This window comes from Bacillus sp. N13C7 (genome assembly GCF_026790065.1).
Lineage (GTDB): Bacteria > Bacillota > Bacilli > Bacillales > Bacillaceae > Bacillus.
In genome coordinates, this window is sequence record NZ_JALAMO010000024.1 from 1 (window position 1) to 13,777 (window position 13,777).

General features: G+C 41.6%; 12 protein-coding genes. 5 read left to right on the forward strand and 7 right to left on the reverse strand.

Annotated features, from left to right (window positions below):
* Positions 1 to 209 precede the first annotated feature (209 nt).
* The 7 genes from gyrA to dnaA form a co-directional block, all read right to left on the reverse strand.
* A complete protein-coding gene (gyrA, locus tag MOB98_RS19280) occupies positions 210 to 2,675 on the reverse strand; it encodes a DNA topoisomerase (ATP-hydrolyzing) subunit A (RefSeq protein WP_268358662.1) in 2,466 nt (821 codons plus the stop codon).
* 209 nt (positions 2,676 to 2,884) lie between these two features.
* Positions 2,885 to 4,801, reverse strand: coding sequence for a DNA topoisomerase (ATP-hydrolyzing) subunit B (gene gyrB, locus MOB98_RS19285; RefSeq protein WP_268358665.1), 1,917 nt, complete (start codon positions 4,799 to 4,801; stop codon positions 2,885 to 2,887).
* A 53-nt stretch (positions 4,802 to 4,854) separates the two neighbouring features.
* Positions 4,855 to 5,100: an extracellular matrix regulator RemB gene (gene remB, locus MOB98_RS19290; protein ID WP_003219266.1), complete on the reverse strand. Its 246-nt coding sequence runs from the start codon at positions 5,098 to 5,100 to the stop codon at positions 4,855 to 4,857.
* A gap of 17 nt (positions 5,101 to 5,117) precedes the next feature.
* Positions 5,118 to 6,230: a DNA replication/repair protein RecF gene (gene recF / locus MOB98_RS19295; RefSeq protein ID WP_268358661.1), complete on the reverse strand. Its 1,113-nt coding sequence runs from the start codon at positions 6,228 to 6,230 to the stop codon at positions 5,118 to 5,120.
* Positions 6,231 to 6,245: 15 nt separating this feature from the next.
* Positions 6,246 to 6,461 (reverse strand): ribosome maturation protein RlbA, encoded by a 216-nt coding sequence (gene rlbA / locus MOB98_RS19300; protein WP_003219264.1) that lies wholly within the window; start codon positions 6,459 to 6,461, stop codon positions 6,246 to 6,248.
* 131 nt (positions 6,462 to 6,592) lie between these two features.
* Entirely contained in the window at positions 6,593 to 7,729 is a 1,137-nt protein-coding gene (gene dnaN, locus MOB98_RS19305; RefSeq protein WP_003226811.1) for a DNA polymerase III subunit beta, read from the reverse strand.
* A 189-nt stretch (positions 7,730 to 7,918) separates the two neighbouring features.
* Complete coding sequence (dnaA, locus tag MOB98_RS19310) at positions 7,919 to 9,259, reverse strand: chromosomal replication initiator protein DnaA (protein ID WP_003236652.1); 1,341 nt, start codon at positions 9,257 to 9,259, stop codon at positions 7,919 to 7,921.
* A gap of 627 nt (positions 9,260 to 9,886) precedes the next feature.
* On the opposite strand from dnaA, the gene rpmH reads away from it, so the two are divergent.
* The 5 genes from rpmH (at position 9,887) to mnmE (ending at position 13,766) form a co-directional block, all read left to right on the forward strand.
* Positions 9,887 to 10,021 (forward strand): 50S ribosomal protein L34, encoded by a 135-nt coding sequence (rpmH, locus tag MOB98_RS19315; protein WP_003178075.1) that lies wholly within the window; start codon positions 9,887 to 9,889, stop codon positions 10,019 to 10,021.
* A gap of 151 nt (positions 10,022 to 10,172) precedes the next feature.
* A complete protein-coding gene (rnpA, locus tag MOB98_RS19320) occupies positions 10,173 to 10,523 on the forward strand; it encodes a ribonuclease P protein component (protein ID WP_003236647.1) in 351 nt (116 codons plus the stop codon).
* A gap of 144 nt (positions 10,524 to 10,667) precedes the next feature.
* The gene (gene spoIIIJ / locus MOB98_RS19325; protein ID WP_268358659.1) at positions 10,668 to 11,453 is read left to right on the forward strand and encodes a YidC family membrane integrase SpoIIIJ; all 786 of its coding nucleotides are present in this window, start codon (positions 10,668 to 10,670) and stop codon (positions 11,451 to 11,453) included.
* Positions 11,450 to 12,076, forward strand: coding sequence for an RNA-binding cell elongation regulator Jag/EloR (jag, locus tag MOB98_RS19330; protein ID WP_268367067.1), 627 nt, complete (start codon positions 11,450 to 11,452; stop codon positions 12,074 to 12,076). Before spoIIIJ ends, jag begins: the two co-directional genes overlap by 4 nt.
* Before the next feature lie 310 nt (positions 12,077 to 12,386).
* The gene (mnmE, locus tag MOB98_RS19335) at positions 12,387 to 13,766 is read left to right on the forward strand and encodes a tRNA uridine-5-carboxymethylaminomethyl(34) synthesis GTPase MnmE (RefSeq protein ID WP_268358658.1); all 1,380 of its coding nucleotides are present in this window, start codon (positions 12,387 to 12,389) and stop codon (positions 13,764 to 13,766) included.
* Positions 13,767 to 13,777 lie beyond the last annotated feature (11 nt).

Genomic DNA, 13,777 nt, shown 5'->3' on the forward strand with positions numbered 1-13,777 from the left:
TTAGTTTTCAAAGAACTTTGTGTGCTTCTCTCGAAGCGACTACTTAATAGTAACATTTTTAGTTAACTAGGTCAATACTTTTTTGAAAAAGTTTTTAACTAGTTATGAGTGTGTCTTTTAAAAGACAACAGAAATGATTATACCATAATTCTTATAGCTGTAAAGGGGTTTGATACAAAAAAGCGCAGCTGCTTCAGCTGCGCTTTTTCTTACGCTTCTTCTTGTGTTTCTTCTTGCTCATCTTCTTCGTTTTTCTCTACTAATGCTACTGTAGCGACATGCTCTTCTTCAGCCATTCTGATGAGGCGCACACCTTGTGTGACACGTCCAGTAATTGAAATATCATTGATGTCCATTCTAATGAGTACGCCGCTGGCTGTAATAATCATTAGATCCTCTTCGCCTTTAGTGGCTTTCACTGTTACTAATTGGCCGTTGTTCTCAGTAATTTTAGCTGTTTTGAGTCCTTTTCCGCCCCGGCTTTGGGTTCTGTACTCTTCGGCCGGAGTTCGTTTTCCGTAACCTTTTTCAGTTACAATAAGGACATGTGATTCTTCCTCTAATATCTCCATGCCGACAACAACATCGTCGTCTGTAAGAGTAATGCCTTTAACGCCTGCAGCCGTTCTACCCATTTCCCGGACATCTGTTTCATCGAAACGGATCAGCAATCCGTTTTTCGTACCGATGATGATTTGTTTTGTGCCGTCAGTCAGACGCACACCCATCAGTTCATCATCCTCACGAAGACTGAGGGCAATTAAACCATTGTTCCGGATATTAGCAAACTGGGACAGCGAAGTTCGTTTTGAAACCCCATGCTTTGTTGTGAAGAAAAGGTACAGATCCTCATTGAATTCAGTGACTGGAATAATCGCATTAATCCATTCACCCTTTTCTACTTCCAGTAGGTTAATGATCGGGATTCCTTTTGCTGTTCTGCCGTATTCAGGGATTTCATACCCTTTTGCACGATACACTTTCCCTTTGTTCGAGAAGAAGAGAATCGTGTCATGAGTTGAGGTTGAGATCAAATGCTCAACGAAATCATCTTCGTTTGTTCCCATTCCCTGCACGCCTTTTCCGCCCCGTTTTTGACTGCGGTAAGTTGATGCAGGAAGACGTTTGATGTATCCGTTGTGTGTCAGAGTGACTACGATATTTTCCCTCTCAATGAGATCTTCATCTTCAATTGTCTCTAATCCAGAAGTGACGATCTCCGTACGTCTTTCATCGTTAAAACGCTCTTTGATTTCTGTGAGTTCTTCACGGATGATCTCAAGCACTTTATATTCATTTGCCAGGATGTCTTTTAGCTCTGCAATTAATTTAACAAGAGATTGGTATTCTTCTTCGATCTTTTCGCGTTCCAGTCCTGTTAAACGCTGCAGCCTCATATCGAGGATCGCTTGTGCTTGCTTCTCTGTCAGTGAGAACTGTTCAATTAAACCTGTTCTCGCGATTTCAGCCGTTTGAGAATTACGGATGAGGGAAATAACTGCATCGAGATGATCCAGAGCTACTCTCAAACCTTCCAAGATGTGAGCTCTTGCTTCCGCTTTACGTAATTCATAAGCTGTACGGCGTCTGATGACGACTTTTTGATGGTCAAGGTAATGCTCAAGGCATTGCTTAAGATTTAAAACTTTCGGCTGACCGTCAACAAGTGCAAGCAGGTTAATGCCAAAAGATGTTTGAAGAGCAGTTTGTTTATATAGGTTGTTCAGAATAACATTTGCATTGGCATCGCGTCTGATTTCAATGACAATTCTCATACCTGTACGATCTGATTCATCACGCAGATCTGTGATGCCCTCTATCTTCTTGTCCCTAACGAGATCAGCGATTTTTTCGATTAATTTTGCCTTGTTTACTTGGTAAGGAATCTCGGTAACGATAATTCGTTCTTTACCTGAAGATGTTTGTTCGATCTCAGCTTTTGCCCGAATTGTAATAGAGCCTCGGCCGGATTCATATGCTTTCCGGATACCGCTGCGTCCCAAGATTTGACCAGCAGTCGGGAAATCAGGACCTGGGATGACTTCCATCAGCTCTTGAATTGTAATATCCGGATTCTCACTGACCGCAAGTACGCCGTCAATAATTTCACCGAGCTGGTGCGGAGGAATGTTTGTTGCCATACCAACCGCAATGCCGGCAGCACCGTTTACGAGCAGATTCGGGAACCTTGAAGGCATAACGACAGGTTCTCTTTCCGATCCGTCATAGTTGTCCTGATAATCGATTGTGTCTTTTGTGATGTCTCGCAGTATTTCCATCGAAATTTTAGACATTCTTGCTTCTGTATAACGCATGGCAGCCGCTGAGTCCCCGTCAACAGAACCGAAGTTTCCGTGGCCGTCAACTAGCATATAACGGTAGTTGAAATCCTGCGCCATTCTGACCATGGATTCATATACCGCTGAATCACCGTGCGGGTGGTATTTCCCGATAACTTCTCCGACGATACGAGCAGACTTTTTATAAGGCTTGTCACTCGTCATGCCTAAATCATTCATTGCGTATAAAATCCGTCTATGAACCGGTTTTAAACCGTCACGAACATCCGGAAGAGCACGGGACACAATAACGCTCATTGCATAATCCAAGAAGGACGTACGCATTTCCTGACTGATATTTATTTCACGAACTTGTGGTGTGTTTTGTTCACTCATTAAAAAACCTCCCTGAAGTATCACATGAAATATGTGGGAGTAGATTGTCCATTATGATCTTCAATACGAATTCACTATTCTCCATTATATCAATAAACTTATGATTATACACATTAAATTGCTAGAATATATAGGTATTACAAGCATTGCTGCGTCTGATCTTGTTCAGAAAAAAGCCTTATTTCTTATTGGAAATAAGGCTTTTATGATTAGATGTCAAGATTTTTAACGTATCTCGCATTAGCTTCTATGAAGTTTCGGCGCGGTTCTACTTTGTCACCCATCAGCATTTCAAATGTCTCATCCGCATCCATTGCATCTTCTAGAGTTACCTGGAGAAGCGTTCTAGAGCTTGGATCCATGGTTGTCTCCCATAGCTGGGTGGCATTCATTTCACCAAGACCTTTGTACCGCTGCAACCCAGGCTTAGGCGTTTGAGGAAGAGTTTTCAAGAGCTCCTCAAGCTCCTTGTCATTGTATGCATATTCAACACGTTTTCCTTGCTGAACCTTGTAGAGCGGCGGCTGCGCAATATACACGTAGCCATTTTCGATAATTTGGCGCATATATCTGTAAAAGAACGTTAACAACAGTGTTCTGATGTGCGCGCCATCAACGTCGGCATCTGTCATAATGACAACTTTGTGGTAACGGGCTTTCTCCAGGTTGAAATCTTCCCCGATACCTGTGCCGAGCGCTGTGATCATAGAGCGAACTTCGTTGTTAGACAGAATTTTATCCAGTCTGGCTTTTTCAACGTTCAGGATTTTACCTCTAAGCGGCAAAATAGCTTGGAAATGTCTATCGCGTCCTTGTTTAGCTGATCCTCCGGCAGAGTCACCCTCTACGATATATAACTCAGAGATGCTCGGGTCTTTCGAAGAGCAGTCCGCTAACTTACCGGGAAGGTTTGAGATTTCCAAAGCGCTCTTGCGGCGTGTCAATTCACGCGCTTTTTTTGCAGCCATTCTTGCTCTTGCCGCCATTAAACCTTTTTCGACAATTTTTTTGGCCGCATCTGGATTTTCCAGCATAAATGTTTCCAATGCTGCAGAAAATAACGTATCGGTGATCGTCCGCGCTTCTGAGTTGCCTAGTTTTGTTTTCGTTTGGCCTTCAAACTGCGGATCAGGGTGTTTGATTGAAATAATCGCTGTAAGCCCTTCTCTTACGTCATCTCCGCTTAGATTTGGGTCATTCTCTTTAATAAGCCCTTTTTTTCTGGCGTAGTCGTTGATAACACGAGTCAGGCCCGTTTTGAAGCCAGCTTCGTGGGTACCGCCTTCGTACGTGTTAATGTTGTTTGTAAACGAGTAAATGTTGCTTGTGTAGCTGTCATTGTATTGCAAAGCCACTTCAACCGTAATGCCGTCCTTTTCGCCTTCAATGTAAATTGGCTCTTCATGGACAACTTCTTTAGAACGGTTTAAATACTCTACATAACTTTTAATTCCGCCTTCGTAATGGTATTCATTTTTGCGCTCTTGTCCTTCACGTTTATCTTCAATCGTGATGTTGACGCCTTTTGTCAAAAAGGCTAATTCGCGCACACGATTAGCAAGCAGATCATAATCATACTCTGTTGTTTCCGTGAAAATCTCAGGATCCGGCACAAAGTGTGTCGTCGTTCCCGTATGATCTGTCTCACCGATGACCTCTAGATCTGAAACCGGAACCCCGCGTTTATAGGTTTGGCGGTGGATTTTACCGTCGCGGTGTACCGTCACATCAAGCTCCGTTGAAAGCGCGTTTACGACTGATGCACCTACACCGTGCAATCCTCCGGACACTTTATAACCGCTTCCGTCAAATTTTCCTCCGGCGTGAAGCACTGTCATAATGACCTCTACAGCAGGACGGCCCATTTTTTCATGAATACCGACTGGAATACCCCGGCCATTATCTGTCACCGTAATGCTATTGTCTTTTTCGATTTGGATATTGATGTCCGTACAATAACCGGCGAGAGCTTCGTCAATACTATTGTCGACAATTTCCCATACCAGATGGTGAAGGCCTTTGCTGTTTGTTGAACCGATATACATCCCCGGTCTTTTACGAACAGCTTCTAATCCTTCTAATACCTGTATCTGATTTTCATCATAACTGTTTTGCTGCTGTTCCATAGCCACGTCATTCACCTACACTTTTCTAAACGATATATTCGTGATAAAAATTTCTAAGAATCTATTTCAAACATAAATTGCGCACGTTTTTTTAATGTGCTGGAAGATAAGGGAGAGTAATATATATTCTGAACCGTGACTACGATAGATTTGGGCGTGCCATTTACGGAAGGCACCACCTTGTGTTTCTGTTTTTTCAGAAATTCTTCAACAATAGGCGACATGTTGGCTTTAAAGTCAAAAATGCCGACAATATCTCGTGTTGAAACCACAAAGTCATCACCTAAATGAATATACAATTGCCCACCTCATTTCTTCACTTCACTAACGCACCATTTTGCACACGGAACATTCCTGCTTGACGTAAGGTTTCGTGATCAATGCCATCAACGCTTGTCGTTGTGACAAACGTTTGTACGCGGCCTTGGATCGTATGAAGCAAGTGTGACTGGCGATAATCATCCAGTTCACTCAGTACATCATCCAATAGTAAAATGGGGTATTCTCCAATTTCTTCATGGATCAGGTCAATCTCCGCCAGCTTAAGGGATAATGCCGTCGTTCTCTGCTGCCCTTGAGAACCGTACGTCTGCACATCGCGTCCGTTTACATAGAAAAGAACATCATCACGATGAGGCCCTGACAGCGTGACACCGCGATCAATTTCTTTTTCTCTTAATTTAGAAAACGCTTCTTGGTAGCTATCTCCTATTTTCGACAAGTCTGCAGGATCTGATACCTCAAGAGCCGTATGGTACTTCAGGGTCAGCTCTTCAAGCCCTCTGGAAATGCCCGCATGAATAGGCTGTGCCCACTTTTCGAGCTGAGCTGTAAACTGCAGGCGTTTTACGACAACTTTTGCCGCAACTTCTACAAGCTGATCGGTCAAAACATCAAGCATCGTTCTGTCGGTTTGTTTTCTCGTTTGCAGCTGCTTCAAAAAATGATTTCGCTGGGAAAGGATTTTCTGGTAAAGAGAAAGATCATGAAGATAGACAGGAGAAACCTGTCCGATTTCCATGTCAAGAAACCGCCTTCTCACTTGAGGGCTTCCCTTTACAAGATTTAAATCTTCCGGAGCAAACATGATGGTATTGAGGGCCCCGACATACTGGCTGAGCTTTTGCTGTTCAATATGATTGACCTTGCCCTTTTTACCCTTTTTGGAGATGACGAGCTGCATCGGGATCGCCCCGTTTTGCTTCATCACTCTTCCCTCTATTTTAGCATAGTCTTTGTCCCACCGTATAAGTTCTTTGTCATTTGATGTCCGATGCGATTTCGCCATGGACAAGACATAGATCGCCTCCATGAGGTTTGTTTTCCCCTGGGCGTTCTCTCCGATGATCACATTTACTTTATTTTCAAATTGAAGTTCAGCATGGTCGTAGTTGCGGTAAGATGTCAGTTCTAAGTTCTGGATATACAATCAGTGTCACCCGCTTTAATTGACGACTTGAAATGAACCAAATCCTTCAATCTCTACCACATCTCCAACATACAGCTTTCTGCCGCGGCGATTGTCCGGCTCGTTGTTCACAAGCACTTCATGTTCACTTAAAAACCACTTCGCCATACCGCCTGACTGAATGACATCGGCTAATTTCAAGAATTGTCCGAGTGTAATCATTTCTGTATCAATTGAAATCGGATTTGCCATTATATCGACCTCTTTCAAATATCACTAATATCTAATTGTACTAAAAAAAAACGAATTAGGGAAAGGGAAAACTTGTCGGAGCAGACACCGAATAGAAAAGCTGCCGAAGGGGTCGGCAGCAGTGTATCGGATTAATAGGTTCTGACAGGAAGGATAAGCTGTACAATCGTTTCATCATTCGGCGTGCGAATTAAGAAAGGTCTCATTGCACCTGTAAAGCTTACGCGTATTTCTGCTCCTTCAAGCACCTTTAGTGCATCCAGCATATATTTTGGACTAAAAGAGATATTTAATTCCTCACCTTCAATTTGATCCGCAGCAATTGCTTCCACAACTTTACCGATTTCCGGCGAATTGGAAGAAATTTCAATGGATTCAGCCGGTTTTGCAGACAGTTTTACAACGTTGTTGCGTCCCTCTCTAGCTAAAAGAGATGCACGATCAATGGCTTGAAGGAATTCTTTTGTATTCACAATGATTTCTGTTTTGCTGTCTTGCGGAATCAGGCTGGTTGTGTCTGGATAGTTTCCGTCCAGAAGCCGCGAGAAGAACAAGACGTTTTTCGCTTTAAACAGAACTTGAGTTTCTGTGATCACGATATCTACAAGTTCTTGGTTGTCATCCAAAATCTTGCTGAGTTCAGTCAGGCTTTTTCCCGGAATAACAACGTTATATGATCTGTCTTCTGGAATATCAAGTTTTGCTTTTCTTAATGCAAGACGGTGACTATCCGTTGCAGTGCATAATAATTCACTTTGCTCCACCTTCCAGTTTACACCTGTCAAGATAGGGCGTGTTTCTGAGGTGGACACTGCGAATACTGTTTGTCTGATTAGATTTTTTAACAAATCAGTTGGGATCTGGATCGCATGATGTTCTTCAATCTGCGGCAAGTGCGGATACTCATCAGCATCAAGCCCATTTAGATTAAACTCAGCCTTGCCAGAACGAATAATCGTCAAATACTGATTTTGCACTTCGATTTCTACAGTTGCCATCGGCAGTTTTTTTACGATTTCACTAAAGAAGCGGGCTTGTAAAACGATGCTTCCGGGCTGTTCAATTGTGACGATTTCTTTATCTCCTTCTTCTTTTGGAATGAAGGATTCAATAGAAATATCTGAATCACTTCCTGTAAAGGATACTCCGTCATCTGATGCAACGATTTTAATACCAGTCAAAATCGGAATAGTCGTTCTGGATGAAACTGCTTTTAATACATCTTGGACACTTTCAACAAGACGATCTTTTTGAATCGTGAATTTCATTTTTATCCTCCTAACGGATAATGGATTAATATATATATTTTTAAAAAAATAGTAGAAGTAATAGTAGGGCCTGTGGATTTGTGGATAAGTTGTGAAAAAGACAGGAAACACAGCCTATCCACATGTGGACAGACTGTGTATGACTCCTGAAAAGTTATTCACACTTTCCCCGAATAATCCTCGTTCCTGCTATTTAAGCTGTTCTTTAATTTCTTTAACATGCTGCTGAAGCTGTTCATCGTCTGCCAGCAGTTTTGAAATTTTTTCATGCGCATGAATAACGGTCGTATGGTCGCGGCCTCCAAACTCTTCACCGATTTTAGGAAGAGAGGAATCAGTCATTTCCCTTGATAGGTACATAGCGATTTGACGCGGGAAAGCTACTGATTTTGTCCGTTTTTTTGCTTTGAAATCTTCGAGCTTAATATTAAATTGCTGGCCTACTACCCTCTGAATTTCTTTTATCGTAATGACTTTCGGTTTTGAAGAAGGAATAATATCCTTCAGCGCTTCAGCGGCAAGATCAGCATTAATATCTTTATTAATTAAAGATGAGTAAGCAACTACTCTGATTAATGCTCCTTCAAGTTCCCGAATATTGCTGTCGATTTGATTTGCGATGTAAAGCATAACCTCGTTTGGAATATCGAGGCCTTCCGCTTTGGCTTTTTTTCTTAAAATCGCAATTCTCGTCTCCAAATCAGGCGGCGTAATATCCGTAATCAGGCCCCATTCAAAACGTGAGCGCAATCTGTCTTCAAGTGTCGGAATCTCTTTTGGCGGTCTGTCACTTGAAATGACGATTTGTTTGCTTTCTTCGTGCAATGTGTTAAATGTATGGAAAAATTCTTCCTGGGTTTGTTCTTTCCCCGCTAGAAATTGAATATCATCTATCAAAAGCACATCAACATTTCGATAGCGATTGCGGAAATCGACGGCTTTATTATCTCGGATAGAGTTGATGAATTCGTTTGTAAATTTCTCAGAAGACAGATAAACCACTTTGGCAGAAGGATTATGATCTATTACATAATGGCCGATTGCATGCATTAAGTGTGTTTTCCCTAAGCCGACGCCCCCATAGATAAATAAAGGGTTGTATGCTTTTGCTGGTGCTTCCGCTACCGCAAGAGAAGCTGCGTGTGCAAATCGGTTTCCAGATCCGATGACAAAAGTATCAAAAGTATATTTTGGATTGAGCATGTTTTGAGGAAAATCAGATGTTTCTTCTTTAACCGCTTTTTTGACTTGCGGTTTTGGCATAAAGTCTTCAACATCTTGATTTTGGGGAATGACAAATTTAATGCTCAATTCTTCCCCGGTTAATTCATATATAGTATCTGCAATCAGATGCAAGTATCTGGACTCCAGCCAGTCTCTGGCAAATTCATTAGGAGCAGTGATCGTCAATGTATCTCCCTGCAGTGAGTGGGCTTTGGTGGATTTCATCCAAGTCTCAAAACTCGGTTTGCTCAACTTTTTTTCGATTTGAGCAAGGGCTTGATTCCACAGGTCTAATATATTTTCCATCTTCCGGCACGTCCCTCCTTTTCGTAGAAAATGTTGTCTTTCTCTGTTATAGAACACAAAAAAAGAGCAAATGGCGCTGGCCATTCGTACACATTAATTGTTGAAAACATATAATATAGTAGATAAATAGCTTTTCGACAAATTTCACAACTTGTGGACAACCTTCTACACAAGCTGTGTGAAATCAATCCACAACTTATCCACACTTTGTGGATAAAGGAAGAAGGCAAGATTAGTAATCAAGAGTTAAAACACAAATATAATACCAAAATAAACGAGAGCTTGCAATGGTTGTCACAATCTTATCCACAAAGCGGACAACCTGTTGAAAAAATCTTGTCCACAGGGGTTGGTAATGTGAAAATGTTGTCGATAACCTCTGTGGATATTAAAAAAAGGCGAAAAAGATATCCACACATCGTGATTTTAGAGGTAAATTGTTTGGATTTGACTTTTTTTCGTTAAATTAAGGAATCTGAAAAATAAGGTTTCGAAAGTTGAAAAGGTATGGTATCCTATTATGGTTGCAAGAAATAAACGCACTAGTGAAGTTGACAATGAATAGGTAACGCAAATATAATAAGTAAGACTGTCTTTAACAGCTATTCCTCGAGGGAGGTGTCATAAATGAAAAGAACATTCCAACCGAATAACCGTAAACGCAGTAAAGTTCATGGCTTCAGAAGCCGTATGAGTTCAAAAAACGGTCGTCTAGTTTTAGCACGCCGTCGCCGCAAAGGCAGAAAAGTATTATCAGCTTAGGCCACTGAATAATGTCAGTGGTCTTTTTTCACGTTATGGGAAAAGATAGATGTGATGCATAATGAACCGGGGCATGCTTCCTGGTTCTGGTGCATCTCATTTTCATAATAAATTTTTAAAAGTTTCTGCCAGCCAGTATGGAGTGAGTCAATTGAAGAAGCGAAATCGTTTAAAGAAAAATGAAGACTTTCAAAAAGTGTTTAAGCAGGGGACATCCGTAGCGAACCGCCAGTTTGTCTTATATACGCTTGATCAGCCTGAAAACGATGAGCTGCGTGTCGGGCTTTCCGTCAGCAAAAAAATTGGCAACGCTGTGATGCGAAATCGCATCAAACGTTTGATTCGGCAGGCTTTTCTTGAAGAGAAAGAGAGACTGAAGGAAAAGGATTACATCATTATTGCCAGAAAACCGGCGAGCCAGCTGACATATGAGGAAACGAAAAAAAGTCTGCAGCATCTATTCAGGAAGTCTTCTTTATATAAGAAATCTTCGTCAAAGTAAGCATTGCGACTGCTTTCTTACTACTTTTAAAAGCGCTTCCTTTCTGGTTGATCAGAAAAAGACACCATTTAAAACTGAAAGATGCTAAAATACATACAAGTATGCTTTGCAATAAAAGAGAGTAAAGATTAATTATAGGAGGAAATGTTGTTGAAAAGGAGAATAGGGTTGCTATTAAGTATGGTTGGCGTATTCATGCTTTTGGCTGGATGCTCGAGTGTGAAAGAGCCGATCACTGCAGATAGTCCGCATTTTTGGGACAAGTACGTAGTATATCCATTGTCTGAGCTCATTACGTATGTAGCGAAATTGACGGGAGATAACTATGGACTTTCAATTATTCTTGTTACCATTTTAATTCGTTTATTAATTTTACCGCTGATGATTAAGCAGCTGAGAAGTTCGAAAGCGATGCAGGCTTTACAGCCGGAAATGCAAAAGCTTAGAGAAAAATACAGCTCAAAGGATCAAAAAACTCAGCAAAAGCTTCAGCAGGAAACCATGGCTTTATTCCAAAAGCATGGTGTCAATCCGTTAGCGGGATGTTTCCCGATTTTAATCCAAATGCCGATTTTAATTGGATTCTATCATGCGATCATGAGAACGCAGGCAATTTCAGAGCATAGTTTCTTATGGTTTGACTTAGGAGAAAAAGATCCTTACTATATTCTTCCTATCGTTGCCGGTGTCGCTACATTTGTTCAGCAAAAGCTGATGATGGCGGGCAACGCGCAGCAAAATCCGCAAATGGCGATGATGCTTTGGATTATGCCAATTATGATTATCGTATTTGCGATCAATTTCCCGGCGGCACTTTCTCTTTATTGGGTAGTCGGTAACTTGTTTATGATTGCGCAAACTTTCCTCATCAAAGGACCTGATATTAAAAAAGATCCTGAACCGCAAAAGGCCGGAGGAAAGAAAAAGTGAGGAATGTGACTGCTGCAGGGCGAAATGTCGATGAAGCAGTACAGTCCGGATTGCAAGAGCTGGAATTAACGAAGGATAAGGTAGAAATCACCGTTATCGAAGAGGGAAACAAAGGGTTTCTCGGTATTTTCGGCAAAAAGCCGGCGGTCGTAAAGCTTGTTGAAAAGATAGATCCGATTCAGCAAGCGAAGTCTTATCTTCAGGGGATTGCCGAAGCCATTGCCGGGAAGTCTGATGTGACTGTTCAAGAAAGTAAAAAGACAGTACGTTTCCATATAACTGGTGAAAAAGCGGCATTGTTGATTGGGAAAAGAGGACAAACCTTGAATGCCCTTGAAACTTTGACACAGCTTGTCCTTAATCGGTATCCAGGCCAATATAAAAATGTGACGGTGGATGCAGAAAATTATCGTTTGAAAAGAAAAGATACACTGAGTCAGCTGGCTATCAGGCTTGCAGACCAGGTTTTGAAAACGAAAAAGGCAGTTCATCTTGAACCTATGCCATCCAGTGAAAGAAAAATCATTCATGATACTCTTTCTGGATATGCAAATCACCAGATCAAAACGTATTCAATGGGTGAAGGCGAAAATCGTCATCTCGTTATTTCCCATAAAAGATAGCATAAAACCGAAGTCCGGTAAAAATCGGATTTCGGTTTTTTTATATGAAAAAATCTATTTTTCCTAGTAATATCAAGCTTTTGCCGTTTAAGTTTTTTCTTTTTAGGTGTATCCTGTTGATAAAAAGGAAGTTCAGGAAATAAAATTAATTGTTATTCACATGTGGATAAGTTAAAGTAATAAGGGGCGAATTCCTAATTCTGTGGATAACACGTCTTCCACTTCGAACCAAACTATGTTATCTTTTAGTTTTGGCATAATAAAAATTTTTTTATATAGATGAAAGTATAAGTAAAGAGAGGTGAACAGCATGGATACAATTGCAGCAATTTCCACACCGATGGGTGAAGGCGCGATTGCGATTGTGCGGTTGAGCGGACCAGAGGCAATTCAAATCGCAGATAAAATTTATAAAGGGCCGAAGGGGAAAACACTTAGCTCGGTCGAATCACATACGATTCATTATGGTCATATCGTAGACAGACCTTCGGATCGTGTCGTTGAGGAAGTAATGGTATCAGTGTTAAAGGCACCGAGAACTTTTACACGTGAAGATGTCATCGAAATTAACTGTCACGGGGGAATTGTGACTGTGAACCAAGTGCTTCAGCTCGCATTGAGAGAGGGAGCGAGACTTGCTGAGCCGGGGGAATTTACGAAACGTGCGTTTTTAAACGGCCGAATCGATCTTTCACAGGCGGAAGCGGTTATGGACTTAATCAGAGCGAAAACGGATCGGGCAATGAATGTCGCCATGAATCAAATGGAAGGGCGTCTTTCTGCTTTGGTGCGCCGTTTGCGCAGTGAGATTTTAGAAACACTGGCTCATGTTGAGGTAAATATCGATTATCCGGAGTACGATGATGTAGAAGAAATGACGCATCAGCTTTTGGTTGAAAAGGCAACAGCCGTGAAAAAAGAAATCGAGGCGCTGCTGAGGACCTCTGAGCAAGGGAAAATCTTGCGTGAAGGTCTTTCTACTGTCATTATCGGCCGGCCGAATGTAGGAAAATCATCACTTTTGAACAGTCTCGTTCATGAAGCGAAAGCTATTGTCACCGATATTCCCGGAACGACTCGGGATGTAATTGAGGAATACGTCAATGTAAGAGGTGTTCCGCTTCGTCTGGTTGATACAGCAGGTATTCGTGAAACAGAGGATATTGTAGAACGAATCGGTGTTGAACGTTCTCGCCAGGTTCTAAAGGAAGCAGATCTGATTTTACTTGTGCTTAATTATAGTGAAGAGCTTTCTGAAGAAGACGTGAAGCTTTTTGAAGCCGTTGAGGGCATGGACGTTATCGTGATTATGAATAAGACTGACCTTGAGGCGAAGATCGACACTGAGCGTGTCCGTGAGCTTGCCAATGGACGTCCAGTTGTTACGACATCTCTTTTAAAAGAGGAAGGCATCAATGATCTGGAAGAAGCGATTCAGTCGCTGTTCTACACGGGTGCCATTGAAAGCGGAGATCTGACTTATGTCAGCAATACACGTCATATTTCTATTTTACAGCAAGCAAAACGTGCCATTGAAGATGCGCTTAGCGGCATTGAACAGGATGTCCCGATCGACATGGTGCAAATTGACCTTACAAGATGCTGGGAGCTTTTAGGCGAGATCATCGGAGATTCCGTCCACGAAAGCTTAATTGATCAGCTCTTTTCACAATTCTGTTTAGGAAAATAATAAAAGGAGGA